General features: G+C 58.2%; 17 protein-coding genes and 5 pseudogenes. 9 read left to right on the top strand and 13 right to left on the bottom strand.

Annotation, left to right across the window (positions count from 1 at the left end; all coding sequences use genetic code 11):
• Positions 1-102 precede the first annotated feature (102 nt).
• Positions 103-656: pseudogene (locus BBJ66_RS17495) on the bottom strand (hypothetical protein).
• A gap of 129 nt (positions 657-785) precedes the next feature.
• Positions 786-1,460 carry a transcriptional regulator gene (locus BBJ66_RS17490; protein WP_012489415.1) on the bottom strand — a complete coding sequence of 225 codons (675 nt, stop codon included), beginning with the start codon at positions 1,458-1,460 and terminating at the stop codon, positions 786-788.
• A gap of 624 nt (positions 1,461-2,084) precedes the next feature.
• Here BBJ66_RS17490 and BBJ66_RS35335 point away from each other — a divergent pair.
• The 3 genes and pseudogenes from BBJ66_RS35335 to BBJ66_RS17480 form a co-directional block, all read left to right on the top strand.
• Positions 2,085-2,216, top strand: a pseudogene (locus tag BBJ66_RS35335) (hypothetical protein); the annotation flags it as partial.
• Positions 2,217-2,384: 168 nt separating this feature from the next.
• Positions 2,385-2,575: pseudogene (locus BBJ66_RS34215) on the top strand (ATP dependent DNA ligase); the annotation flags it as partial.
• Between the two features lie 505 nt (positions 2,576-3,080).
• Positions 3,081-3,554, top strand: coding sequence for a helix-turn-helix domain-containing protein (locus BBJ66_RS17480; RefSeq protein WP_041684019.1), 474 nt, complete (start codon positions 3,081-3,083; stop codon positions 3,552-3,554).
• A gap of 288 nt (positions 3,555-3,842) precedes the next feature.
• Here the strand turns inward: BBJ66_RS17480 and BBJ66_RS17475 are convergent, their stop codons facing one another.
• The 3 genes from BBJ66_RS17475 to BBJ66_RS17465 form a co-directional block, all read right to left on the bottom strand.
• Complete coding sequence (locus BBJ66_RS17475) at positions 3,843-5,255, bottom strand: NAD(P)/FAD-dependent oxidoreductase (RefSeq protein WP_012489411.1); 1,413 nt, start codon at positions 5,253-5,255, stop codon at positions 3,843-3,845.
• A 204-nt stretch (positions 5,256-5,459) separates the two neighbouring features.
• Complete coding sequence (locus BBJ66_RS17470) at positions 5,460-5,852, bottom strand: DUF2243 domain-containing protein (RefSeq protein WP_237350510.1); 393 nt, start codon at positions 5,850-5,852, stop codon at positions 5,460-5,462.
• Between the two features lie 86 nt (positions 5,853-5,938).
• Positions 5,939-6,199, bottom strand: coding sequence for a DUF982 domain-containing protein (locus tag BBJ66_RS17465; protein ID WP_041684018.1), 261 nt, complete (start codon positions 6,197-6,199; stop codon positions 5,939-5,941).
• Between the two features lie 660 nt (positions 6,200-6,859).
• On the opposite strand from BBJ66_RS17465, the gene BBJ66_RS17460 reads away from it, so the two are divergent.
• The 4 genes from BBJ66_RS17460 (at position 6,860) to BBJ66_RS17445 (ending at position 12,298) form a co-directional block, all read left to right on the top strand.
• Positions 6,860-7,687: a type IV toxin-antitoxin system AbiEi family antitoxin gene (locus BBJ66_RS17460; protein WP_012489408.1), complete on the top strand. Its 828-nt coding sequence runs from the start codon at positions 6,860-6,862 to the stop codon at positions 7,685-7,687.
• Positions 7,684-8,544, top strand: a complete 861-nt coding sequence (locus BBJ66_RS17455) for a nucleotidyl transferase AbiEii/AbiGii toxin family protein (RefSeq protein ID WP_012489407.1) — start codon at positions 7,684-7,686, stop codon at positions 8,542-8,544. The genes BBJ66_RS17460 and BBJ66_RS17455 overlap by 4 nt, the downstream gene beginning before the upstream one ends.
• Before the next feature lie 161 nt (positions 8,545-8,705).
• Entirely contained in the window at positions 8,706-10,517 is a 1,812-nt protein-coding gene (locus BBJ66_RS17450) for an ATP-dependent nuclease (RefSeq protein ID WP_012489406.1), read from the top strand.
• Positions 10,514-12,298 carry an ATP-dependent helicase gene (locus BBJ66_RS17445; RefSeq protein WP_012489405.1) on the top strand — a complete coding sequence of 595 codons (1,785 nt, stop codon included), beginning with the start codon at positions 10,514-10,516 and terminating at the stop codon, positions 12,296-12,298. The genes BBJ66_RS17450 and BBJ66_RS17445 overlap by 4 nt, the downstream gene beginning before the upstream one ends.
• 254 nt (positions 12,299-12,552) lie before the next feature.
• On the opposite strand, the gene BBJ66_RS17440 is transcribed toward BBJ66_RS17445, so the two are convergent.
• The 4 genes and pseudogenes from BBJ66_RS17440 to BBJ66_RS17420 form a co-directional block, all read right to left on the bottom strand.
• Positions 12,553-14,877 (bottom strand): DUF262 domain-containing protein, encoded by a 2,325-nt coding sequence (locus tag BBJ66_RS17440; protein WP_071088582.1) that lies wholly within the window; start codon positions 14,875-14,877, stop codon positions 12,553-12,555.
• On the bottom strand, positions 14,874-16,646 hold the full coding sequence (locus BBJ66_RS17435) for a DUF262 domain-containing protein (RefSeq protein WP_071088589.1): 1,773 nt from the start codon (positions 16,644-16,646) through the stop codon (positions 14,874-14,876). Before BBJ66_RS17435 ends, BBJ66_RS17440 begins: the two co-directional genes overlap by 4 nt.
• Positions 16,647-16,984: 338 nt before the next feature.
• On the bottom strand, positions 16,985-17,344 hold the full coding sequence (locus tag BBJ66_RS17430) for a hypothetical protein (protein WP_244511705.1): 360 nt from the start codon (positions 17,342-17,344) through the stop codon (positions 16,985-16,987).
• A gap of 641 nt (positions 17,345-17,985) precedes the next feature.
• Positions 17,986-18,176: pseudogene (locus tag BBJ66_RS17420) on the bottom strand (DUF6494 family protein).
• A 72-nt stretch (positions 18,177-18,248) separates the two neighbouring features.
• Here BBJ66_RS17420 and BBJ66_RS17415 point away from each other — a divergent pair.
• Positions 18,249-18,620, top strand: a pseudogene (locus BBJ66_RS17415) (Y-family DNA polymerase); the annotation flags it as partial.
• A 315-nt stretch (positions 18,621-18,935) separates the two neighbouring features.
• Here BBJ66_RS17415 and BBJ66_RS17410 read toward each other — a convergent pair.
• A complete protein-coding gene (locus BBJ66_RS17410) occupies positions 18,936-19,253 on the bottom strand; it encodes a sunset domain-containing protein (RefSeq protein ID WP_071088588.1) in 318 nt (105 codons plus the stop codon).
• Between the two features lie 259 nt (positions 19,254-19,512).
• On the opposite strand from BBJ66_RS17410, the gene BBJ66_RS17405 reads away from it, so the two are divergent.
• Positions 19,513-19,968 carry a hypothetical protein gene (locus BBJ66_RS17405; protein ID WP_071088574.1) on the top strand — a complete coding sequence of 152 codons (456 nt, stop codon included), beginning with the start codon at positions 19,513-19,515 and terminating at the stop codon, positions 19,966-19,968.
• A 192-nt stretch (positions 19,969-20,160) separates the two neighbouring features.
• On the opposite strand, the gene BBJ66_RS17400 is transcribed toward BBJ66_RS17405, so the two are convergent.
• The 3 genes from BBJ66_RS17400 to BBJ66_RS17390 are packed head-to-tail and all read right to left on the bottom strand — an operon-like array spanning position 20,161 to position 25,626.
• Entirely contained in the window at positions 20,161-23,430 is a 3,270-nt protein-coding gene (locus BBJ66_RS17400) for an error-prone DNA polymerase (RefSeq protein ID WP_071088572.1), read from the bottom strand.
• Positions 23,427-24,950, bottom strand: a complete 1,524-nt coding sequence (locus tag BBJ66_RS17395; protein WP_071088570.1) for a Y-family DNA polymerase — start codon at positions 24,948-24,950, stop codon at positions 23,427-23,429. Before BBJ66_RS17395 ends, BBJ66_RS17400 begins: the two co-directional genes overlap by 4 nt.
• The gene (locus BBJ66_RS17390) at positions 24,865-25,626 is read right to left on the bottom strand and encodes an ImuA family protein (protein ID WP_071088568.1); all 762 of its coding nucleotides are present in this window, start codon (positions 25,624-25,626) and stop codon (positions 24,865-24,867) included. Before BBJ66_RS17390 ends, BBJ66_RS17395 begins: the two co-directional genes overlap by 86 nt.
• Positions 25,627-25,842 lie beyond the last annotated feature (216 nt).

Raw genomic sequence — 25,842 nt, 5'->3', positions numbered from 1 at the left:
ACAGTATAACGGTCGTGAGGATAGGTCGCAAGATAGGATGCCGCCTCTATCGCCTTGAAAGGACACCTGCAACAAGCTTAAAAGGCAGGCAGCGCGTCACGCTCATCGTTCAAACCGCTCCAGCATTTTTCTCAACTGCGCGTTTTGCAACGTTAGCTTTCTGGCCAGCTGATCCCTGAGCATCCTGATCTCGTCATCGAGGCTCATCCCGTTTGCAGTTTGGATAAATTGGGGATCGTTTGCAATCGCCACCGCTTCCTTGCTGCGGCTCCTTTGCTCGCGCGGTGCGACTCGGCAATTCGCTTGAGCCTAGCGGCATCATTCGCAGCGGTGACGTCGAAACCAGTACCACCTGATATAGCGGGATCAGCGACCTCCACGATTTCGGCAACTTCGCCGTCGACCTTGTCGTGGACATCGCTTTCGGCTTCTTCGGAATGCACAGGCTTGAGGGAAATTGCACCGGGTTGACCGTGACGAGGTAGCTCCGCGCCTGCCGGCCGACCATCGCTATTCAGGCTGTCCTCGGCAGGCGTTTCAGTCGGACCAGAACTAGGCAACGCCTCCGGCGAAACCTTCTCGGTCGAGCCGTTTTTTCGCTTTTGTTCGCGTCCCGGTGAGACCAGTCGGGCAAGAAATTTCCAGGGAGACGCCATCTATCCGACCTCGCGTTTTATCCCGCAAGCAGGCAGTAAGTCTTCATTCCGGCAACAGCATCCGCCGCCGCCAAAATGTATGTCTCGACAAGCACAGAAATGCGGCCGGCGATTGACCGGCTGCTTATATCAATCGAGCTTGAGCCGTTTGCGCAGATCGGCATTTTCAGCGCGAAGTTTTTCAGCCAGAAGCTTGCGCAGCCGCTGATTTTCCTCTTCTAACTGCAGGAGGTCCGCCATTTCATCGATCGCTGTCGTCGGCGCGGCCGAGGCTGTCTGCACCGCCTTCGGAGCACGGCGCACAGGTGCGCGTTTGGCGCTCGCCGCAGCTTCGATCACCTTTGTCTTGCGCCCTCTCCTCTTCACACCACCGGCGCCGGCCAGAGCAGCTGCTGGCTCTGCCGTAGTGTCAGCTGACGCGGTTTCGAGTGCCGCGGCTTTCTTGGCCCTGGGTTTGCGCTGTTTCTTCGGCGTAATTGGCGTTTCGACAACGGCCGGCACATCGGCACTGGTTGCAGTATCAGTCTCGTCGGCCATGCTTATCTCCTGTGCATCTGATGCAGTTGTCGACGGCTCAAGAGGCGGTGTCAACAACGACTCAGCCTGATCTGGTTTTGGTAGAGAAATTTCGCTGTCGGATTTGCCACTCTGAGAGCTATCCGACAGAAACGGCATTGCCTCTTCGTCTAGGTCGCGAGCGACGGACTTTAGGTCCACGTTGCCCCAGATCGAGTTCGACCTAGTATCGAGTTTTCGTCTGCCGCTTTTGTACTCGACGGCAAAACTGCGTTGCACTTTTTTCAATATAAAAGGCCTTGAAGATTCACGGGATGATTTGGTGATGGGGTGGTATATCCGAAATAACGATTACCGGACTGCCCGTCTATAGCCACGCTCAAATGTCCACCTCACCTTTCCAGGAGCAGAATTCGTGGCCAGTCGAATGGGGGATGAGACGGGTGAGGCTACATTGGCCCTGAACGAAGTCAAACCGTACTGATTCAAAAGTTGCACGTGGGCAACTTATCGGCGAGCTTCCTTGTTGTGCATCGCCGGAGTCTTAAAAGATTTTCCGCCAACCCCGACGCGGTCTATGTAGCGCATCCAGAGCGCCGGCGTTGCCAGCGCGCACGGGCGAAGGCCCGATCGATCGGCACCACCGTCGTCACGCATGAACTGCCGAACCCTCAATCGAAGAAGCAATGCGCCTGTCAACCTTGTCTTTCTTTGCTCGCCTGCCGGGCCAGTTCCCTTCGATCCATTATGCGATCTTCCTCGGCACCACAATCGGCGTGGTGACGAAGCTGATAAGGAAATGTCGCTGGGCCGGCACAGTGTTGTATCTTCAAATATGGAAGCCAAGATCGTTGCGACCCCTTGGGCAGAAGTGGGGCGGAGATCGACCATGATCGTCCCGTACCGCGAGGAATGCCGCCAGCTCCAATCATCGATGCCCATAACCCGCGGATTTCCGACGAAGCCATTGAGAAATGGGAAAGTAAGCCGCTTTACACCTTCGCCGGAGACAAGAAGCCCGGCGATATGACCGGCGATGGCGTCGGCGGCGTTCGCTTGTCGGATATCGTCCCGCCGAGCAGCCGCCCAGAGCGGCGAGGCCATTACCCTGACGCCTTCTGCGCCGCGCTCATCAATTCCACAGCCGATGGGTTTTTATGCGCCGGCACAGATTGTGTGATGCGAGAGCACACAGCGTCGAGGTTCGGTCGGTCTGCATCAACGGGCTTCAAGGAAGCCGAGGCCATCCGATTGCGGAAGATGCTGGACAAGCTGCGCTGGAAGCGAAAGCAGCCGCCCCTGCCCTATTCCTGAAGTGCGGCTATTGTCTGGGTCGAGCCGACCCTGGTCGCCGAGAGCGAGTTTCCTGGACAGCTGATGGGAAACTTCGCCATCCATCCTAACAAGCGGAGGTGGCGCCTAAGGTGAAATACGCCGACTTCAACCAGATCACCCCGCAGCAAAAAGGTTCCGACGACCCTTCCGGCCATTGCGTACGGACCCAGAACAGATCGTTAGCCTGCGGCTGACGCCATTCGTTCGGCCGCGGCTCACACAGCGCCACTTGGCGTATTCAAAAGCGCCGAGGCTCTTCGTGCAGCGTTGGAAGAGCGAAGCCATTGAATCTTGTGAAGCATTCGGTTGCGCGGCGGGCGGATTTCAACTAGGTTTCGCAGCGAGGCAGTACGCGCTGCCTTGGGGTGTGGAAACCCCTACAAGCGGTTGGTGTCGGCCGATTCGACACCACACTCCTTGACCTTCGGTCGAGGAGCCTGTGGCGTATGTCCAGGTTCCTCGGAACTAAAGGCCACAGGACCGTCTTGTACGGTTTCCAACTCCCCGATCAGTGGGTTTAGCGAGTTTTCAGCGGGGGCGCACCGCGTGAAACTCTCCATCGGGGTGTCCACCATGAAGCGCTATGCAGCAGCACAGGTCCGGACTTCGAGGCCTGCGCAAGCCGAACAGTCGAATTTAGCGCGCGAGTTGGTGCATCCAGTTGATCGGCATGTCGGACAGCAAATCCGTATCCGCCGAATGCAGTCGAATGTATCCCTAGGGGATCTCGGCGCCGGCATCGGGGTCAGTTTGCAGCAGGTACAAAAATATGAAAGCGGCAAGAACCGCGTCAGCGCTTCGATGCTCTACGAGCTTGCCAATTGCCTCAAGATCCCTGTTTCGAGGTTTTTCGAAGGCCTTCCAGATCCCGAAACCACTCAGGGCCAGCAAATCATAACAGAGATCGATGAGAAGATTGCCTACATTTCCACGGCGGAGGGACGGCGTCTGATAGACGACGTTTTGCTCCTTTCCCCGCGTGTGCGCAGCCGGGTCGTTGCCCTCGTCAGCTCGATTGTCGATGAAGAGATGGAAGAACAGAAGTAAGCATCCGAGAGGGCCACTCAGGCGGCTTGATCTGTCGGTGGCGTAAGAGGTATTTGTGGAACTTCAGTGGCTCAGCCGTGGCTGGGTAGGTTCGATTGGCAGCAGTCCGTCTGTGGATACAACCGGCACGATATCTGTATAGTCATTTATTGATGGGTTGTTATGACGATAGGGCTGGTTCGACTCTTGCTATGGGTGAACGTTCTAGGCTGTGTGATGCAGACAATTGGACTTAGGTTGTCGGCGTGAGAAACGATTGAGCGTAAAGTCTACAAGGCACCTCTGAGGCTAATAGCCTCGACGACTGTGCGTTCTGTTCGATGGCCGTAAACTCCGATCAACATCAGCGATGTGACAATCGTCGTGGTTATCGTCGATGTGATGAGGCTCCGCGCCGGGACCGTCATCGGCTCCCTCAGCCGTCTCATCGATGATCCGCGCGCCGCGTTGCCGCGTGAGGTACCGCCCTACCCACTGGATGGCGACAAGAAGGCGCTTCTCGAAGTTGATCAGGAGGTAGACATGGACAAGCGCCCAAAGCAGCCAGGCCGCCCTGCCTTTCAACGTCCATTTTCCAAAGTCGAAGACGGCGGCATTCCGACCGATCACCGCCGTATTACCGCGATTCTTGAATTTGAAACCTGAAACGGCTTTGCCCATTCGCAGGCTTTTTCCGAGATATGTGCCTTGCTGCTTGGCGACCTGCGCTAGACCTGGCAGGAGCTTCCCGTCCGCCCCGGTGAGCGCAGATGTGTCTCCAATGGCGTAGATGTCGTCGAACCCCAGGACACGAAGATGATCATCGACAGGGATCCGGCCACCCGCCAGTCCGGGTATCCCGAGCCATGAATGGGCGGGGGACGCCTTGACGCCCGCGCCCCATATGATCGATCCGGCGGGGACGAACTCACCTTCGATCTCGGCCCCATCCTCGCGAATATCCATCACCCGCCTGCCCGTGCGGACCTCGACGCCGATATTCTCGAGATAGGACTTGGCGTATGCAGAAAGATGTTCGGGAAAGGCGGCGAGTATCCGTGGTCCCGCCTCCACGAGTATCACTTTCAGATTGTAGGGCTGGAGGTTCCGAAAGTCGCGGCTGATCATGAAGCGACCGAGTTCGGAGATGGCGCCGGCCATTTCGACGCCCGTTGGTCCACCGCCGATGACAATGCTGGTGAGCAATGCCTGTTTCTCTGGCTCGCTCTTCGCTCGCTCTGCTTTTTCGAAGGCCAGAAGCAGCCGATGACGGATATGCCGCGCCTCATGAATGCTTTTTAGCCCGGGCGCGAACTGCCGCCATTCATCATGGCCGAAATAGTTGTAATCGGAGCCGGTGGCGATGACGAGCTTGTCGTAGGAAAGCGGGTCGCCATCAGAAAGTGACACCTTGTGCAACCGCGGGTCAATTCCGACGACCTCTGCCATGATCATGTTGATGTTCTTGAACCTGGCAAGCGTTTTGCGAATCGGTTCGGCAATGTCCGCCGGCGACAGGGCGGCGGTCGCCACCTGATACAGCAGCGGCTGGAAGAGGTTGTGATTGCGGCGGTCAACGACCGTGACATCATTATCTGGGGCGTTGCCCAGTTCCATGGCACAGGCCAGGCCGCCGAAACCGCCGCCGACGATGACGATGACGACATGGCGGGAGGCACGGTGTACGGCATCAAGGCCATTTCGGTCAGGATACGCAGTCATGGATGAGCTCCGTAGATCGCTAGGGATAGGTCGCGCGCTCGACCGGCGCCTCATGTCGGCAGGCCAAAGCACCGCAATGAGAGTAGGTGCTCAAGCGTGAGGTTTGGGCCGAAGAGAAGAAACGACCACACCGGTCGGGTCGCGAAGACAAGACCAAGACCGAACGCGGCCCAGATTATTGCCGTGCGGAGTTCACGAAGCACCTCAGACATGTCGTCGCCTCATGATCATTACGCCGATGGCGACCATCGCCCCACCCCAGGCAAGGAAGCCGATGTCCCAGAAGAGCAACTCTCCGCGAGGAGCGGTTTCGTTGACGTGGTGGAGGCCGAGAACCTGATGATCGACAATGCCTTCGATCAGGTTGAATGCTCCGAAGCCGATGAGCATTGTCGCGACGAGGTCGGCCGTCGACCAGCGGAAATGGCCGAGGCGACCGGACCGCCAAAGGATGAAGAGACCGGCGAGCACGAAGACGTAGGTACCAGAATGGAAGACGCCGTCCCAGAAGGTGTTCAGTTCAAGGTTCTCGATCGATGTGATCGGGTACCAGGAACTGAGCATATGATGCCACTGCAAAAGCTGGTGAAGAACAATGCCGTCGAAGAAGCCTCCGAGTCCGAGGCCCAAGAGCAGGCCGGCGGACAGTGGTAAGCTTCGTGCGGGCCGCCGCTCCAATCCTATCATCCCAGCACCCTAGCCGAGACTGCCGCTTCCACGAAAGCCTCGCGGGCAAGCTCCGGGCTGCCGCGCTTCGCGATCGCGTCGACGCAGCGGCGCTTGGCGACGGCGTATCCCGCTTGACTGGTCGAGGGCCAGCGATGGAGAAGCGCCGCCAATGCCGCGTCCGGCCCGTCAATACGTTCCCGCATGCCGTCGCCGATCCGGACGAAGACGGGCGATTGCCAGGTGACGTGGAAATCGACGTCGATGACCTTGTCCATTAAGGACCTCCATTCGTTTCGTCCCGACAAACCAGCGCAGGGGACGCGAGTTCCCTGGCCTCCGATTTGAGTGCGCAACCGAACGCGCCGCACAATTGCGCGACGCCACCTCCTTGCCTAAGAAGCTTATTGGTTGGGAGGCTAGACCGCAGTGCTCTACGTTGTAGGTCCGAAGCACCTTGCTCCGGAATTTAATGGACGCGACGATGGCAGATCTATCGCAGCGGTGAGCTCTCACGCCTGGACGGGAGTCTAATCGACGGCTCAGCAGTTCCAAGACGGCCGCCTTGAACGGATTCGGACCGCCGACCCTGTCGTTCCAGCAGCATTTATTTGTGCTAATTTTTATAAGCGGGACAATAACTCGCGTTTCAGGATTGCCGATCGAGAGCCAAGCACGGACTGATTGGTTTGCTTGTTCAAGACTGATTAATCGCCACGGTTGGCAGGCCTATTAGAATGGCTACTTCTGGCCTAACTGAGCATCTGAATGGTGAGAAAATTCGAGAAAATGGCGGCGGTCATCTACCCCGCGGCTGGCATTGGTGGCAACTACGCTAGTGAGTCATATTGCATTTTCCGCAATAAGGGCGGATTTCCGAGAATGATTCAGTTGCGGCATCATATTGAGTTTTCCGCGCTAAAAGCGGATAATGAGATATGATACAAATCGAACGACCCACACTGTCTTCCTACGCTTCTGGGCTACTTGCTGCGGGCCGGGGAGTTTTTTCTGCGGATGAAGCCCAGCAGGAGATCGGCATCAGCCGGGGCGCATTCCTTGACGCCGCCGAGCGTTTGCAGCGGCGCGGCCAGCTTATCCGACCCCGGCGCGGCTTTTATGTGGTTGTGCCGCCTCAGCACGCAGTCATGGGAGCGCCGCCGCCGGAGTGGTATATCGACGCCCTGATGCGCCACGAAAAACGGCCCTACTATGTGGGGTTGCTGACGGCCGCGGCCGCCTATGGCGCCTCCCACCAGGCCTCCATGGAATTTCAGGTCGTCACGAACAAACTCCTGCCCGATATTGAGGCTGGGCGAACGCGGATCGTGTTTTCATACCGCAAGGATATGGGAGCGGTATCGGCAGGAATCGAAGACCGCAAGACGCCTTCGGGATATATGAAGTTATCCTCGCCGGAACTGACGGCGTTCGACCTGGTACGCTATCCGCATTCCGGGGCTGGTCTGGACAATATTGCTACGGTGCTTTCCGAACTTGCCGGACAGTTGCAACCCAAAAAGCTTGCCTCCCTGTCGCGTGCTCTCGAGAAAGCGGTCGCACAACGCCTCGGGCATCTACTTGGGAGGCTGGGGCACTCGCAGATAGCGGAAGCGATGTTTGCAGCGCTATCTCCGCGTGGGCCGTTGCCATGGGTCGAACTCGACCCCAAGCAGGCCGGAGATCCAGATCTGTCGCCGCCGCCATCCGAACGCGATGAGCACTGGCGTGTGATCGTTCGCCGACCGCCGGAGATCGACGAATGATACCGCAGGACTACATCACCGCCTGGAATGGTGTGGTGCCGTGGGCAAGTCAACGGCAAGTCGAGCAGGATCTCATAATCAGCCGCGCGATTGTCGCCATCTTCTCCGATCCGTTCCTGCGTGACGAACTGCGCTTCCGCGGCGGCACTGCGCTCAACAAGCTGCACTTCCCCAAGCCGCTGCGCTATTCGGAAGACATCGACCTTGTGAGGACGACTGCCGGCCCTATCCGACCGTTACTGGAGCATCTGCAGGACGTTCTCGATTCGTGGCTAGGCAAGCCGCGTTTCGATCAAAGCCCGGTTGCGCCCAAACTTAAATACGCTGTCGAAGCAGAAGACAAGGCTTCTCCCGGTCCGATAAAACTCAAGATCGAAATCAACACACGCGAGCGTGAAGCTTACGATCCACCCATCGAGATTCCGTTTGGCGTCAAAAATCCGTGGTTCACCGGAACGGCTGCAATCCCGACCTTCTCTCGGGAAGAAATGCTGGCGACCAAGCTGCGTGCCTTGCTTCAACGCAACAAGGGCCGCGATCTGTTCGACCTTGACTACGCGCTCAGAGTGTTCGAGGGGCTGAACTCGGCCAGGATCGTCGAGTGTTTTCTGCTCTACCTTGAGAAAGGAGAGGTAGCGATTTCCAGAGCCGAGGCGCAGCAGCGCATGTTCCAGAAACTCGTCAATCCGGGCTTCTTCACTGACATGGGCCCGCTGCTTCCGACAGATCTCGCCAAGGTTCTGACCGAAGAAACGCTTAAGGCCGCGTTTTCTAGGGTAATGAAGGAACTGATCGACCGGATGCCCGGCGACGAGTGGGCGAAGGCGGGGGAAATGCGAAAACGGTTCGGGCTGTAAACCAGCTTAAAGCGTCGGGATTGTGTGACGCGCTCGCTGGAACAGCGCCACTATGTGAGCTTCGTTTTACAGCAAAGCGGCATCGCGCACCAGCTCTTCTCGGTGTACACTTTTCGCGGGTAAATCAATTGCTGGACTGAGTCGGCGGAACAGGACTTCTCGTGCGCGTAGCAAGGATCGTTATTAAGAATTTTCGGACGTTTCAACGCCTTGACGTCAATGTCGAAAACGATCTCTGCTGTATCATAGGTGAGAACAATACCGGAAAAACCGCAATTCTGCGGGCCATTCAGATCTGCCTTGATATTTCGCTTCCGTCGACTTTGCGCTCGCTTCTCCGAGAAGACATCAACGCCAATGTGGATATCTCGATACCCACACAGGTCCTAATTGGGGTCGAATTGACAGGTTTCGAGGGAATTGTGAATGAAGAGGCTCTAGTCAGCACGTGGAAGACGGGCACCGACCGCGCGAGGATCTTTTACCGATTCCGACCCAAGCCTGGGGTTCGCGAGCAACTCGCGAGCGGTGCTATCCAATCCGGTAGCTTGACGCTGGACGATTACGCCTGGGAGATCCGCGGAGGAGGAAACCCGGCGATCGATCTCCTCGACCTCGAGTGGAACGAAGATGGCGTTGGGGAAGCAGTGCGATTTGCCGATCTTCAGTCGTTCCTTGTTATCCATCTGCCGGCCCTTCGAGACGTCGAGGGCGATTTGCGCAATCCACGTCAATCGCCATTGATCAAGCTGATCGAGTCCTTCGAGATTCCAAAGGAAGAGCAGGAGGAGCTGATCCAGATCCTGGATGAAGCAAACAATCTGATCGCGAAATCGAAAACCATTTCCGATGTAGCTCAGGCGATCGATTCGCGCTTCAAAGACGTCTCGGGTCCAGCTTTCGAGATGGGTGCAAAGCTAGGGCTCTCGGCGGCCACGTTTCGGGCCATCCTGCGCAATCTCAAACTTATCCTGTCGGATACGTCTCTCCAGGAGTTCGAACCAGGCCGTAACGGCTTGGGGATGAACAACATCCTTTATATCTCGATCCTCATCGAATATCTCAAACGGCGCATTGCCGGCGGAAACTCTTCAGGACAGCTCATCCTTATCGAGGAACCCGAGGCTCACCTGCATCCCCAGCTTCAATATTCTCTCATCTCTGCACTAAACTCGATCGGCGTTCAGACGGTTCTCACGAGCCACAGCACCCATGTGACGTCGCAGGTTCCCCTCAAGACAATCGTATCGCTCACAAAACGAGGCGATGCCAGCATCGCGGCTGGCAATCTCGCCTTGAATGCGAAATTGACGTCCGGCGAAATTTCCGACCTAGAGCGCTATCTAGACTCGACGAAAAGCAGCCTTCTCTACGCGAGGAAGGTCATGCTGGTCGAAGGGGCCGCCGAGCTATTCTTGATACCCGCTCTCATCGAAAGTGTGCACAAGGTAAAGCTGGAGCGTGTCGGCATTTCATTGACTCCGATCCACGGTGTTCACTTCGACGTCTATGCCAAACTTTTCGCGCACGGCTCCTTGGAAAAGAAATGCGCGATCGTGGCGGACGCAGATCTCATTCCATCAGATGCTACCGCGCTTGATTTCAACCCGGACGACTCTGCCCCCGACCTGATGGCGCTCGAGAACGATTTTGTTCAAGTCTTTCTTGGAGCAACGACCTTCGAACGCGAGCTTACAACCAAGGGCCTTTTGCCAATGCACATCGCGGCCGCAGAGGCATTGGGTGCACCGAAAATTCATGAGGCCTTGTCCTCCGGCTATGCCAAACTATGTTCGGGATCTCTGCAGCTCGATGATGAAGTCAAGCTCCGGGTGGAACTCGGGGGAGCCGTGCTGAACACCGCCAAGAGATTTGGCAAGGCGCGCTACGCTCAGGTCGCCGCACGTTTTGCCGATCATGCGAACGAGCTCCCTGAATACATCCAACAAGCGTTTGAATGGCTCTCAGAATGATCTCGCTGACCGAGGAGCAGCAGTCGGCCGTCGAGGTGGAAAAACACCTGCTGCTTGCCGCCTGCCCCGGCAGCGGCAAGACCCGCGTGATCCTCGCAAAGCTTCTTGGGCTTGCCGATACCGTCGAGAAATCCCCCCGATTTATCGGTTGCATAACCTACACAAATGCGGCCGTGGATGAGATTGAATCGCGCCTGCGGGTCTACGGAACGAACACGAGCACTGAAAAGTGCGATGTTTCAACGATCCACTCGTTCTGCCTTCAACACATTCTGAGGCCTTACAGCTGGCTCGTTGCTGAGTTGCCGCCAACTTTCAAGGTTTTGACACGGGAAATCGCGGATTTCGAGCAAATCGTAGAGGCGGTAGAGGACCACTTCGGTCGCGCCACCATGGCAAGAACCTTCGACGATTACGAATCTCTGCGAGTCGACGTCCATGGCGAGCCGGCAGGTGACGGTTTTGAGCATGGTATCGTGACGCGCGATTCCGCCATTTTGTACTGGGAATTCGTCCGCGCGCGCGGCTTTCTTGATTTCGCGATGATCCTTTTTTACTCGCTCCGTATTCTGCGCGAACATCCATTTGTTGCCAGAGGAATCGCGGCACGCTTTGAATGGCTCTTGGTCGACGAGTTTCAAGACACTACCGACGTTCAGCTGGCGATTTTTCGCGAGCTGCACCGCCACCTGACCACGAAATTCTTTATGGTCGGCGACCACAACCAGTCAATCATGAGCTTTGCCGGTGCCCGCCCCGATTTGGCGCAAGAATTTGCGACCGAGATTGGCGCCGAGCTAGACTATTCGCTGACTGCAAATTTTCGGTCCGCGCCCGGCGTCGTCAATACAGCGCACACCTTGATCGCGACCAATCCTCGCATGCATTCGGAAGGAAAAGCGAAGGATTTTGATGCCAAGGTTACCTACGTTCATGTCTCCCAACCCCTCAACGCAATCACCGAGCATTTTCTGCCTATGCTGCAGGACGAAGGTATCGAGCTCGGAAACGCGGCCGTTCTCGCGCCGTGGTGGACGCACCTCATACCCGTAGCGCGTGCGTTAAGGGAGTTTGATATCCCTGTTTTCGGGCCGGGTGCGAGGCCATATAGACGACGACGCCTGCTCGCCGGCTTGGCCGAACAACTTGGGGCCTGTGCCGAGTCGGAGCATTTTCTCGGCCTTCCAGGCGTTGAGAAAGCGCTCTTCAGGCTTATAGGCGACATCACGGGCGCGACGCGGTTTGACGTCTTCAGCTATGCGGGACGTCGGACCGCACTGGCATTGATCTATCGCGCACGAGCTTGCGCGACGGCTCATCCTGGTGGAAAGGCTTGGCTTTATCAAATCGCGGCTGAAATCGCGGAGCAGCTGTATACTGACGGCTGGGTCCCGGCCCCGCCGACAGCGCTCCTTGAAGCGTCAGCGGATGAGATGGTTCGGGACATGCGGGCAAATCGCGTGGACCTTGAAAACCTCGCTATTTCTGACATGGGGCTGTTTGCCAACCCGGAAAAAGCTCTCAAGTTGATTACGATGCACAACTCTAAGGGTCGCGAATTCGATGCGGTCGCATTGATCAGCATGAACTACGGCCACCTTCCTCATTTTTCGAGCACCACCCAAGAGCAGTACGATGAAGCGCGGCGACTGTTCTATGTGGGCATCACTCGTGCAAAAAAAGTTTTGCTTGTCGCATCCGATTTCTCCGACAGGCGTAATCGGCCCTGCCCGTTCATCACCGAAGCAGGGCTGATGTTGGGGGGCTCGGAAGATTGGTAACCTTAGCCAACTTCTACGGCCGAAGTCGAAGGATGCGCGGTTTACGCTATTCAGGAGATTAGTTGCACGCAACATCAGCGGATAAACCGTTTCATCGTCAAATGAAGGTCTTGATGGGATTCGAACTCAAAACCCCCACACTATATCACCCAACCTATTGAACAAGCTACGTTCTATAGAAGCCGGCAACTCTGGTGTCCCAAAGGTCTCGCCGCTCGTACAGACACATTGTCGTTACGGCTCTCGCACCGAGTCTAGTCTACGCCTTTGACTATTTCTCTGACTAAATCGGCCGCTATCACAACGCGGTCCTTTCTGTCGAACACGATACCAGCGATAGTGGATTGGCGAACGTTCAGACTCCCGTCGCCGTCAACACCGTGCCCGTCCAAGATCGTCTGGATCCTCGACTTACGACCGGATTTGATCTCGAAACCCGCTTGCGTAACCCGCAGGAAGTGCCGGTTGTTAGACGAGTAAAGACTCCAGCGACTATCCGCTTCATACCCGGCGTAACCGTAATGCCAGACGGCAAAGTGTTGGTCATGCGACACCCCAGCCAGTTCCAGGACTGCGCGGACATAGGGGTCGGAGTAGTAACTGCTCAGCCGCGTTTGCTCCATCATGCAAAGGTCGAAGCCCATCTCGTAGCTCGACGAAATGAAGATGCCGCTCTTCCCCGAGCGCATTGCCGGATATTTCGTCATGTAGTATCGCCAGTCGTATTTCTTCGACGCCACAGCCTCTCGCAGATAATCTTCCGAGATCTGGCGAAGGGTCGCTTCGACATCCACGAGGCCTTTGTCGTGAACTCCGTCTAACAGCTTCGTAAGCGTAGCCTTGGTATTATCGACTCCCGGTCTGCTCCGCGCGACGAAGAGGTCGCGCCAGACGCTCGGAAGCGATGGACTCGCGAATTGAAAACGGTCGCCAGCAATCTTCTGTGAGTAGTCACCGCACGCCAACAGTGCTTGCGATATCTCCTCGTACGACGTTTTTCCCGAAAAAATAGCGTCGAACGCGCGGGCGCGTCGAATGAACACCCGTTCGTCCACATTCAAGTCGAACATTGCGAGATTGCCGCGGAGAAGATCGTGATCCTCAAGCCGGTACATTGACTCGTCCAGTTCGACCGATCGGTTCGCCAACAGAAAAGACGATTTTGCGACTTCTTCCTCGACCTGCGCTCGATTGAAGCTCTTTAGCGCCGCTAGATCTCCGCTGACAATGTAGTCAGAGACTTCATCGAGAAGCGCGGGGAAAATCTCGACGCGGATTTCGTTTTGGGACGCGAAGATTACGTTCCGCAGGCAACGCATCCTCTCGCTTATTTCATCCCACGAAGGCCTAATATCAGAGACGATGTACTCGACGACCGCATGAAGCAAGAGGGTTCTCGACAAGCTGAAGGCTCGGTTGCGCCCCTGGCTTAGCCCGTAGCTTCTGCAGCAATCGTCTAGGAGATTGACGTCGCCGAAGATAGTGACGGTGCCCGCTCTGTGCTCGTCATTCGCGAACAGCGTTCGAAACCAGTTATCGATGTCCCCCATCGTCGTTGCGAAAGCGAACTCCGCATGGAGGCCGTCCAATACTGAGAACAGGCGCTTCTGGGCAGCGAGCGCGACTTCCGTTTCCGGGCCTCCGTAGATGGCCTTGGCAGTCGTTTCCAGGTCCTCGTCCGCGGGACGAGCTTCAAGCCCATGACGCCAAATCGTGATATCGGTAATGAACCTAAAAAGGCGCAAGAATTCTTCGTCGGCATTGTCGTTCGCACCTCGAAAAGGCCAGATCAGATCCGCCCAGTCCTGATCGATCTTACGAGCGAATTTCGCATAACGGCCGGCTTGCTCGCTAGTCGCAGGCAACGCTTCTTCGAACTCTTTCAACACCTGCTCGAATTGCGCCTTAAAATGCTCGAATTCCGTGAGCGGCTTCCCGCGCGAATTCATCTTGATGTAGAGCTCATCAGTAAGTCCCATCTCCTCTAGCGAGAGAATTTCGAACGTGATGCTCGGGTTGACCTCGGACGTCAGGCGGTTCCATGCGATATGGCAGGCTTCATCACCGACTTCGGCGAACAATGCCTGGATATCGTCAAGTACCACCAGCATGGACTGAATCGTGGGATCCTTCCTCCACGAACCCGCGAACCAATGCTGGTCCTGAAGCCATTCAGAGATCCGATGGTCGTTCACTCCGGGGCAGATCGTCGCGAGCTTCGCGCAGAAGTCGCGAGACGAAAAGCGTGTGTGATAGGTAAATCGCTTGATGAAATCCCGCTCTTCATCGGAGACACGACAGCGGACTGCCAAATACCAATGCAACAAGTACAGCGATGTCAGTCGCTGTTGCCCGTCGAGCGGAATGAAGCGCCCATCCTTGGTGTCTCCGTAAACGAAGTCCAAGCTGATTTCTTCATCACCTGTCAGTGCCTGCTTGAGAACATCTAGGAAAGATCGTCGTATCCGCTTGACCTCGATGTTCTGCCGTCCCTGCGCGAAGTCTCGCTGGATTATAGGAATTTCAATGGTCGCGATATCTGAAGAACGAAGCATATTGCGGAACGAGGTTTTCGTCATTGCGCACCAACCAGATACTGTCCTATGCCGCGATCCTTCGAGATCAATGCCTCCAGATAACTTTGCCGATCGTCCCGGCTCCACAAGTGCATCTGTTCACTTCCCGCGTCGACGTAATACTTTAGAAAAACCTGCCTGGTGCAGATCGGTATGAACGCTCCTTTGCGGTCATGATCAACAACTTTCAATCTTTTCACGGCGAATGCTCGGTTGCCGAGACTGCTGTTGATGGGCCTGGAAAGAAGAGCGAGGTTGGCGATTCCGTGGATCGAGTCGTCATCACCCTCCGGGCTGAGCAGAGCGGTCACCCTCCGCGAAAGCCTTGTGAATCTGCTTTCGGTCAGTTGAGCGGACAGCGCTTTCTCCACTTCAGAAATAACGTTTTTTCTTTCGGTATCCTGACCTTGGTCGTCAAAGCGCACCTTCTCCAAAGCCGCTTTGCCATCCATTAGCCAATGACGCCATTCCTCGGCGGTAGTCAGCAATTCGGCATTTTGAGCATGAATGTGTTCCAAAGACCACTTCTCGGTCTTATGAGCGTGGAAAGGATATCGCTCGGTCGAATGCTTGAGCCGCCTTACGGTCTCGACATTGAACAGGAGCAGTACATTTTCGCATTTCCGGGAACCGGTGTCATAGTTCAGCTCCATGACGTCTGCCGAAGACAGTCCGACCGAACAGATTATCAATTGATCGACGGCGCGGCCGAAGGCCGACTTTGTCTTCTCCAGCTCCGAAAGATACAGCAGCTGGCGCAGAGAGGTTCCGGTCGTTATCAGATAGCCCAGCTTGTGATAGAGATCACGGTCCTCGAACCATTCTCGGAGGACTTGGTAACACTGGACGATCGTCGCCCACACGCTTGATGAGTTCGCTTTGACGCGCCCGTCCAATGCGTTCTTGAAATGCAGGAACGTAAAGAAGCGGTCTTTCTCATCTGGCCGGCGCTTCGCCATCAGATCGAACAGAAGTTCGATGCGAGTCGGGTAGTCCGCACCATCGCTATTGCTGAGGAAAGCCCAGAACTCCGGCTGCTGAAGGTCCTGTTCTATAGCGTCCCATTGCGACCCGATTTCTACACGCCGCTGAAAATTGTGGGCGTCGAGATCCTTCGAAAGCAGCAGCGCTTTGACCAGTTCTGCATTGGTAAGGGGAATACGTCCGACGTTCAGGCGAATGAAGAGAGTGGTCGCATCTATGTTATCGGGTTCGTACCAGATGACGTAAACTAGGTTTTCGAGATAATCTAGGACCTTGAACGCAAGGAGTTTAGAGGGCGTACCAAGGCGAGCCGCCGTCTCCGCGAACCATCCTCTGATGCACTCGTAGGCTTCGTGCATATGGTAGAAATCGATGTTGTCGTTCCTGCGCTCAGCGTCGAGAGACCGCAAATAATCCTGACTGGCTGGCCGCGTTTCGTACATCAGGGAAAACCGGTGACCTGATTCCACCCCGACTTCGGTGTTGAGATAGCGGTAGATCAAATAAAGCGTCGTTAGACGTTGCTGGCCGTCGATGAGCTCGTAGGCTCCTTCGCCAGCACGCCGTTTTACCACTACGGGCTGCAGACAGTAATTGTCCGTTGGCGCGCGGCTGCCGTCAGCGTAAATGTCGCTGAGCAGAGCTTCAACTTCATGGCCCCCCCAGCGGTAACCTCGTTGATAGGCAGGAATGAAAAAATCGCCTTCGATTCCGCCTTTTCCTCCAACTTTCTGAAGGCGGGGGCTTCGTAGGGCGGTTCGCGTAAGTTCGTATGAGTCGGCTAGCACTGAAAACCTCGGACGGCATGAGCTCGAATCGGGCAGATCCTCCAACAACCATACGGCCAAGCGGCCCGTTTTCAATCTTGGTAATACCCTTAGCTAGCAAACGTAAGCTCTCCGTAAGCGTCCGGTGACGCGGAAACGGATTTTAGATGATGAGCGCGTATACTTTGGCCCTCATCCGCCCGGCAATGGACTCCGGTGAGTCGCCCCGGCCCGGGGTACGACGCCCTCATTATTGGTGGCATCTGGATTGGGTCCAAAGTCGATGACCGCGTTGGGCTGGGACGCATCATGACAATTGCGCCAATTGCTTGATTAAAGCTAATCGAGGAAAGGTGCTGTCACTGCTTGTCGACCAGAAGGGGGGCTGCCAATGGCTTAGGTTTGTTGCCCTTGTAGAACATCAGTCGTGCCATCTTACAGTAGCTATCGAGATCGCTTTTGGCCTCCTTCTCAACCCGCGCCATCTCAGGCCGGAAATCGGGATCGAGGGGCGGATAAACTCCGGTAGCGTATTCGTATCCCAAGAAGAAATCGGCATTCAGCTCGAATTTCCCGCAGTACATGCCTGCAACGACCGCGCCTGCGGCGTAGGACAGAAACTGCTCTCTGCTCAGCATTGGATGGAGCTGCGGTTCCTGAGCCACTGCTGTCGAACAACTGATCGACAATCCAGCGAAAACCAAAATTGCGTTTTTCAAACGGCATCTCCCACGCATTGTTTTGTTTTCATAATGTCTTGCAACGGAGTTAAAATGGTCTCAACCAATGCCATGACACTCCAGACCACCGACCTATCGCTTGCGACGCACCACTAGATGGGTTTGCACCATTACCGATGACCAATTCGGGTCGAGAAGCGACAAACCGTGATACTGTAGGTCCACCCTTTCCGGGTGACGAGGTGGGGCGGAGCGGCGGAGGCCCGTCACGCACACTGCTGTGCTGCGTACCCGCTATCCGTGGAACAAGGGAATTCTAGGTGGTCAGAAGCGACCACTTCAGCCAAAATGTATGCTCGTCCGTGTCCGTCTTGAGATGAGTGGGGCTATCCGGGTGTTGGCGCTTTTCAATCTAGCAATCGACAGCAAGCTCCCCGCCTGTGATCTCGTCAAGCTGAGGGTTGAAGACCTCTGGTCGGGAAGCTCCATCCGAGACTGAGCCACGATCATCCAGAAGAAAACAGCGACCAGTACAGTTCGAAGTTACGGACCATCCGAAGACCGCGCTCTAGGTTCGGAGGGTGTCAATGTCGGCCCAGAGCGGCCATGCTTCGATTACGCGCGGACGTGGACAATGAACTCGGGGCAGCGGGACGGTTCGCACGATCGCTTTACCCGGCTTACGGAAGTTCGATCTCGCCGTCCAGCACGTGGTTGGGGCCGGTGCCTTCCGCCGTTAGCGTCATGCGGACCTTCAACGTCTTGCCGCCGACCTGCCCCTTGCGCACCGTTTCCTCGATCTTGCGCTGCGACGTGACGCCGACTTCCTTCAGGAACTGCGGATCGACATGCCGAAGGCATCTTCGCTCATGGCGGAACTCCTCTATGTGCGGAAGGGATTGTAATGGAAGGTAAAGCGTCAAGGAAGCAGCAATAAAGCCCGATGCCCTACGATGACGGTCACGAGCGGCCGCGCAAGATCGTCCACATCGACATGGACGCGTTTTTATGCGTCGGTCGAGCAGCGCGATAATCCGGAATTGCGCGGCAAGCCAATTGCCGTTGGCGGATCGGCCGCCCGCGGCGTAGTGGCGGCGGCGAGCTACGAAGCACGAGCGTACGGCGTTCACTCGGCCATGCCGTCGGTCACCGCCAAGCGGAAATGCCCGGACCTGATCTTCGTGCCGCCGCGCTTCGACGTCTACATGGCGGTGTCGCAGCAAATCCGAGAGATCTTTGCCGAATACACGGCCGCCATCGAGCCGCTCTCTCTCTCGATGAAGCCTATCTGCTCTCGCATTCGTCACTTGGTTTGTTCTCAATTAGCGTATTTGGTCCCTCAGCGGTGGACGCTGGGCTTGATCTGAAGTGAGGGATACAGCTGGTTGGATCGGCGAGAGTCCTATGCCCGTCCTGAAGCTGTTGAACGCTCTAAAGCAGTGAGAAGGCTATTGGCTGGTGCCGCGCCTTGAACGGATTCGAATAACGCACCGCACCTATCTTCTTTGTTGACCTGCCTGGCGAGCTCCGTTCGATCCATTATGCGATCTTCTTAGGCCAGAACGTGAACACTATGGCAACCAGTCAGGCAGTGGCCCCGCAAGCACGCGGCGCCATAAAGGATCCTCCATTACGATTTCGATTTCCGCCAACCTGCCGCCCAAGCTTCGGCTTGCGAGCAGAACCAACGTTCTCCATACTCGGGACTGATCTTCGTTTGTGCGTAGTATCGCTGCCCCGGCACGTGGAAGATGCGTTCGCCCGTGTCGATGGAGATGTTACCCTTGATCCGGCACGATTGCCCGGAGCCGCCTGAAGCGCTCCATGAGGCCAGCAAATCGCTTGCAGTCCAGCCGCCGGCCGCACCAAACGCGAGCGCGCCGATGAGCAAGCCCGGTGCCCTGAGCAGCACCGATTTCTTCTGCGGATTTCGATAACCGCGACGCATCCCGCCCATCCCCATCATTTCGCGCGAAGATTGTAACTGTGTTAGGGCAAGGCGAACATCTATCCAATAGGCTTACGTCGACGTTCAGACCTTGCTGGGCCGCCCGCGAGCGCGGGGGTGGCTGCGATGATTTGTCAGGACGACTGTTCATCGGAGGTTCATTGAGCAGGAGCCCCAATGGAGCCCTTCCGTCATCGGCCCCATAGCTCAGGCGGAAGAGAGGATTGTAACGTCAACATCATCGACCGAGGCCAATCACATGTCGCACAAATTGCTTCTCTCCGCTGCCGGATCGTTGCTTGCTGCATTTATCATGTCGACGCCGGCGCACGCGCTGACGATGAAGGAATGCAGCACAAAATATCAGGCCGCCAAAGCTGACGGCTCCGCCAAAGACACGAAGTGGAACGATTTCCGCGCCAAATTCTGTGGCGCGGATGCTGCTGCCGCCGATAAGGAGGACGAGGCGGACGTCGCCAAAACATCGGAAAAAGAACCTGAAAAGGCTACAACCGCGGCGCCGAAGAGTGTCAAGTTCCCGAAGGCGATCGACAAGAAATATTCGAGCGAGACGCCTGCAAAGGCTCGCCTCCATACCTGCGTCGATGCCTATCATTCGGCCAAAGATGCCGGCACGCTTGGAGATCTGAAGTGGATCCAGAAGGGCGGCGGCTATTGGAGCCTTTGCAATACGAGCATCAAGGCCGCTGGCTGAATGAAGCAATAGCGCTCAAGAACGCGGAAGGCCGCCGCAAGCGGCCTTTTGCTCGCTACTGACCGCCCTGTCACCGACCGGGTCGTCTTGTCGCAAGCCCGAGCCAAAACCGGACAGTCCGCAAGCAGCGAGGGCCAGCGTTCATTCCTTATCGCCTTGATGAGAACGAGCCGGCGATCCTCCAATTTCACTCTACCTGAAATCCCGCGTCTTCACCCTGATCTCGTCCAAATGCAGGTAAGGATCGACAATATCGCGCGGCCGCGGCGCCTTCGGCATCCCGCGCGGATCGGGCCTTGGCGCCCCATGATGAAACTCATCGCCGCGTCCATGCGGCAGCGGAAATGCGGCATCTCGCTCGCCAACGCTCGCCAATTCCCCCGAGAGGTCGGCCAGGCGGTGCGCGACCAGATGAACCACGTCTCCCTCGCGCTGGATGCGGCCATAGACGCCGAGCATGCCGGCGCCAAGCACGACACGGCGGTATTTCTCGAAGACTTTTGCCCAGACCACGAGATTGGCGATCCCGGTTTCATCCTCGATGGTAATGAAGAGCACGCCCTTGGCCGAACCCGGACGCTGGCGAACGAGCGCCAGGCCGGCCGCTTCCAGCCATTTACCGTCGCGGGCCTGCATTGCCTCGGCGCAGGTGACGATGCGACGACCGGCGAGATCCGCGCGCAGGAACGACAGCGGATGATCACGCAGGGTCAGCCCGACATGGCTATAGTCAGCGACCACTTCACCGCCTGACGTCATGGGCTGCAGCTCTACGACCGGCTCGTTGATTTCAGCGACGGTGGTTTCGTCCCGCGCCGACGCCGCGGCAAACAGTGGCAACGGTTCGTCTCGCAGCGCCTTGATGGCCCAGAGTGCCTCGCGCCGGGCGAGACCAAGCGATGGCTGGAAGGCATCGGCTTCGGCGAGCTCAACGAGCGAGGCTGCAGGAACGCCGGCGCGGCGCCAGAGATCATCGACCGAGGCGAACGGCCGGTCGGCCCGCGTTGCGACAATCGCCGCGGCATCGGCGTTGGCGAGACCCTTGACCATGCGCATGCCGAGGCGCACCGCCAAGCGGCCGTCGTCCTCCGTCGGCTCGAGCGTGCAATCCCAGCGGCTTGCATTGACGCAGACGGGGCGCACCTCGACACCGTGATTGCGGGCATCGCGCACGATCTGCGCCGGCGCATAAAATCCCATCGGCTGGGCATTGAGCAGCGCACAGCAGAAGACGTCCGGGTGCCAGCATTTCAGCCAGGAGGAGGCATAGGCGATCAATGCGAAGGAAGCGGCATGGCTTTCCGGAAAGCCGTAGCTGCCAAATCCCTCGAGTTGCTTGAAGGTCTTTTCCGCGAATTCCGGCTCATAGCCGTTCGCCACCATGCCTGAAATCAGCTTCTGTCCGAACTTCGACACGCCACCGGTATGCTTGAAGGTCGCCATGGCGCGCCGCAGCTGATCGGCCTCGCCAGCGGTAAAGCCGGCGCATTCGATCGCCACCCGCATCGCCTGCTCCTGGAAGAGGGGCACGCCGAGCGTCTTGCCGAGCACCTTTTCAAGCTCCGGCTTGGGATAGTCGACCGTCTCCTTACCTTCCCGGCGCCGGAGGTAGGGATGCACCATATCGCCCTGGATCGGGCCGGGACGGACGATCGCCACCTCGATGACCAGATCATAGAAGGTGCGCGGCTTGATCCGCGGCAACATCGACATCTGTGCCCGGCTCTCGATCTGGAACGTGCCGAGCGTGTCGGCCTTCCTGATCATCGCATAAGTGCGCGGATCCTCGGCCGGGATCGTCGCGAGATCGAGATCGATGCCCTTGTGCTCGGCCAAAAGATCGAAACCGCGCTTCATGCAGGAGAGCATGCCCAGCGCCAGGCAATCGACCTTCATGAATTTCAGGATGTCGATATCGTCCTTGTCCCATTCGATCACCTGCCGATCGGCCATCGCCGCAGGCTCGATCGGCACCAGTTCGTCGAGGCGGTCGCGGGTAAGCACGAATCCGCCGGGATGCTGGGACAGGTGACGAGGCGCACCCATCAGCTGGCGGGCAAGATCCAAAGTCAGGCGCAGGCGCCGGTCACCGAGATTGAGATTGAGCTCTTCGGCGTGCTTTTCGCCGACGTCCTCGCCCCAGCCCCAGACTCCGGACGAGAGCATCTTGGTCATATCCTCCGGCAGGCCCAATGCCTTGCCGACATCTCGCACGGCACCCTTCGAGCGATAGCGAATGACGGTCGAGCAGAGCGCGGCATGATCGCGGCCATAGGTCTCGAACACCCATTGCATGACGATCTCGCGTCGCTCGTGTTCGAAATCGACATCGATGTCCGGCGGTTCACGCCGCTCCTCGGAGACGAAGCGCTCGAAGAGCAGATCGTTGCGGTCGGGATCGATCGAGGTGACACCGAGCACATAGCAGACCGCGGAGTTGGCAGCCGATCCCCTGCCCTGGCAGAGGATATCGCGTGAGCGGGCAAACCGGACGATCGAATTCACCGTCAGGAAATAAGGCGCATATTGCAGCTTCTCAATCAGCCGCAGTTCGTGCTCGATGTTTCCCCTCACCTTTTCCGGCAAGCCTTCGGGGTAACGCTCCGCCGCCCCCTCCCAGGTGAGCTGTTCGAGCGTCTGCTGTGGCGTGAGTTCCGGATGCGAGCGTTCCTCCGGATATTGATAGGCCAGTTCGTCGAGCGAGAAGCGGCAGCGCTCCATGATCTCGACAGTGCGTGCAAGCGCCTCCGGATAACGATTAAAGAGCCGCGCCATCTCCGCCGGCGGCTTCAGATAGCGGTCGGCGTGCCGTTCCCTTCGAAACCCCGCATCATCGATGGTGATATTGTGACGAATACAGGTGACGACATCCTGCAGGATGCGCCGCTCCGGCACATGAAACAGCACGTCGTTGGTGACGACGGTCGACACGCGGGCGGCGGCCGCCATATTCGACAGCTCATGGAGCCGCAACTGGTCATTCGGCCGGCGGCGGAGTGTGAGCGCCAGATAGCCACGGTAACCGAAGGCTTCGCGCAGCCGCCGCAGGCTGAGTGCGCAGGCCTCGTCGGCTTCATCCGGAATGAGGACGGCGATCATTCCCTCGCCGTAGGCGACGAGATCGGCCCAGCCAAGCTGGCATTTCGCCTTGCCGGCACGCTTCTTGCCGAGCGACAACAGGCGGCAGAGACGCGCATAGGCCGGCCGGTCGGTCGGGTAGACCAGCACGGAAATACCGTCGGTCAGATCGAGGCGACAGCCGACGATCAGACGGATACCGGTGTCCTTGGCCGCCTGGTGCGCGCGGACAATGCCGGCGAGCGAATTGCGATCGACGACCGCCAGCGCTTCGATGCCGAGTTCGGCGGCCTGCGCGAACAATTCCTCACAGGAAGAGGCGCCCCGTAGGAAGGAAAAATGCGAGGTTACCTGCAGCTCGGCATAGCATGGGTTTTCCGTCATCCGAATATCCCGTGCAGGAACCATTTCTGGCTGCCGGTCTCTCCGTGCTCGCCGTCGCCGGCGCGAAAAATCCAGTACCGCTCGCCGGCATCGTCCTCGACCTGGAAATAATCGCGCACTGCTGCGAGCTCCGCGTCGCGCTTCCACCATTCGCCGAACACGCGCTCGGGGCCATCGGCGCGCCGGACGCGCCGGCGCACGCCGCGCCAGGTGAAATTGACCGGTGGGTGATCCGGCAGCAGCGCCATGGTCTCGATCGGCTCGGGATGCGGCAACAGCCGGGCGGGGCGCGGCCAATGGCTCGGCCAGGTCTCGCCCTTGTCCGGGGTCATCGGCGCCACCCGCATGGCGGAGCGCTCGGGCACATCGCTGGCGACCGGCGCGACACGAAAAAGCCGCCGTTCGCCAATGCGGTTGCCGATTATATCGATCAACCCGGACACATCGGCCTCCGGTTCTTCGATCAGAGAGGAGATGACCTGGCGCGCAACCAGTGGCTCGGCGATGGTTGCCGTCAGCGACATGATCTCGATCCCAAAGCCGGGATCGATGGTCTCGATCCGGTCGGTGAGGAGACGCGTGAGCCGTTTCACGTCACGAACCGGCGTGGCGGTGCCGGCTCGGATTGCTTGGTAGGTGTTGTCGACCCGTTGAAACAGGAGATCGACGCGGCGAGCGCCGAGGGCCCTTTCCTCAAGCGCCCGACAGAGCTGATCGACCAGTCTGGCCGTGTAGCGTGCGATCGTCTCGGCGGCGCCGATCGGCTCGCCGAAAGCGCGACGGACTTCGATGAGATCGGGCGTACGCAGCGGATCGATGGGTTCGGCAACCCGTCCCATGGCCTGGTCGATCCGGCGGCCGAGCTCCGGTCCGAACCGAAGTGCCAGTGGCGCCCGCGGCTGGCTCGCGACGTCTCCGATCGTCTTGAAGCCGAGAACCCGAAGAGCATCCGTGACGGCATTGTCGAGGCGCAACGCCGCGATTGGGAGGCCATGCAAGAGATCGACGTGCCCACCTGACGGAACGACAAGCGTGGGAGCGGCCCGATACCGGGCGCCGGCATGCGCCGCGCCCCAGGTGTCGGCGACGGCCGCACGCGCGGTGATGCCGGAATTGAAGAAGCGATTGACCATGCCGGACAGCATCAGCTCCTCGCCGCCGTGCAGATGATCGGCGCCGGTCGTGTCGATTACCAGGCCGTCCGGCGGATCGGCGGCAACGATCGGCGCATAACGCTGCAACGCCCAGAGCACCAGGCGTTCGAGCGCCTCGAGGTCGGCGGCTGGATCGGCGTCCATGACGACAAGCCCGGACACCAGCGCCTGCGCCTTGGTGGCCGGCATGCCGACCCGCAGGCCCGCGGCCTCAGCGGCGCGGTCGACGGCCACCACGCTCCGACGCCTCTGCTGGCGGCCGATCAGGACGAGCGGCGTCTCAGGCGGAGGCGAAGCGTCGCCCAATTTCCTTCTGAGGCGATCCGTCGACCACATGGGAAGGAAGAGCGATACGACCCTTGGCATCACATGCCTCCACTTCGAAATCAGCACTTTCACCCGCGCGGGCGCGGATCAGTTCGAGCAGCCATCGGGCGCGGCCGATACCGGGCACCGGCAGGGGCGTGGACGGCAGCACCGACACCCTCCAGCGGGTCACTGAGGCCGTCGGTTGCCCGAAGTCGGACGCCTCGGTCTGCCGACGCCAGCGGCGAATGGCGATGCCGATCGTGCCCGAGCCCTCGGCCGCCAGCTGTAGGCGGCGCGAGGCGACCATCGAAAGCCGCGCGAGCTCGCCCACGACAGCGCCCAGGCCGCCATGCCGTAGCCCCTCCTCGATGCAGGAAAGCAGCGCCTTCTCGTCGCCGGCCTCGACATAGATGACGCGGCCGGGGAGCAAGCCGACCTGAGCCAGCGCCGGCGCGAAGAGATCGGCCCGGGTCATGCACCAGAGTACCTTGCCCTTGGTGCGCGCTGCGACGCCGGCGGCGAACAGCGCGGCGGCGGCGCCGTCGATCGCGCCGTTGCCGCCGCCGGCGACTTCATGCAGGGCGCCGAGGACCAGCCCTCCTCCCGGCAGCCGGCCGTCGATCGCCGGAACACCAAAGGGAAGCACCGCGCGTGTCCGAATCACCCCACCCTCCAGCCGCTCGATGCGTTCGCACAGCTCGGCGATGACGGGGTTGACGGCGTGGTCACGCATGCGAAATGGCACCTCCAATGGGCTTTGCGACGGCAGAGACTGTCGATATGTTCCCTATTTGTTCTTTAAGCGAGAACGAGTCAATGCGCACGCGACGCGCTCAAGTTGAGCGTAGGGATGGCCTGCCAGATTCCATGAACGGATTCAATTCGATGGGGAGTTGGGAATATTTTCGCATGCTATGATCGGAACCACAGAACGACCTCGATCCGAGCA

This window comes from Rhizobium sp. RSm-3, assembly GCF_001854685.1.
In the GTDB taxonomy this organism is placed as follows: domain Bacteria; phylum Pseudomonadota; class Alphaproteobacteria; order Rhizobiales; family Rhizobiaceae; genus Rhizobium; species Rhizobium ecuadorense.
The sequence above is the reverse complement of the archived record's forward strand: the minus strand, read 5'-3'. Positions and strand labels throughout refer to the sequence as shown.

Excerpts from the sequence above, each read along its gene's own strand:
- BBJ66_RS17455 (WP_012489407.1), top strand. The coding sequence starts at position 7,684 with ATGATACCGCAGGACTACATCACCGCCTGGAATGGTGTGGTGCCGTGG.
- BBJ66_RS17445 (WP_012489405.1), top strand. The coding sequence starts at position 10,514 with ATGATCTCGCTGACCGAGGAGCAGCAGTCGGCCGTCGAGGTGGAAAAA.
- BBJ66_RS17410 (WP_071088588.1), bottom strand. The coding sequence starts at position 19,253 with ATGCGTCGCGGTTATCGAAATCCGCAGAAGAAATCGGTGCTGCTCAGG.
- BBJ66_RS17400 (WP_071088572.1), bottom strand. The coding sequence starts at position 23,430 with ATGACGGAAAACCCATGCTATGCCGAGCTGCAGGTAACCTCGCATTTT.
- BBJ66_RS17460 (WP_012489408.1), top strand. The coding sequence starts at position 6,860 with ATGATACAAATCGAACGACCCACACTGTCTTCCTACGCTTCTGGGCTA.
- BBJ66_RS17480 (WP_041684019.1), top strand. The coding sequence starts at position 3,081 with ATGAAGCGCTATGCAGCAGCACAGGTCCGGACTTCGAGGCCTGCGCAA.
- BBJ66_RS17465 (WP_041684018.1), bottom strand. The coding sequence starts at position 6,199 with ATGGACAAGGTCATCGACGTCGATTTCCACGTCACCTGGCAATCGCCC.
- BBJ66_RS17475 (WP_012489411.1), bottom strand. The coding sequence starts at position 5,255 with ATGACTGCGTATCCTGACCGAAATGGCCTTGATGCCGTACACCGTGCC.
- BBJ66_RS17390 (WP_071088568.1), bottom strand. The coding sequence starts at position 25,626 with ATGCGTGACCACGCCGTCAACCCCGTCATCGCCGAGCTGTGCGAACGC.
- BBJ66_RS17395 (WP_071088570.1), bottom strand. The coding sequence starts at position 24,950 with ATGCCAAGGGTCGTATCGCTCTTCCTTCCCATGTGGTCGACGGATCGC.
- BBJ66_RS17440 (WP_071088582.1), bottom strand. The coding sequence starts at position 14,877 with ATGACGAAAACCTCGTTCCGCAATATGCTTCGTTCTTCAGATATCGCG.
- BBJ66_RS17405 (WP_071088574.1), top strand. The coding sequence starts at position 19,513 with ATGTCGCACAAATTGCTTCTCTCCGCTGCCGGATCGTTGCTTGCTGCA.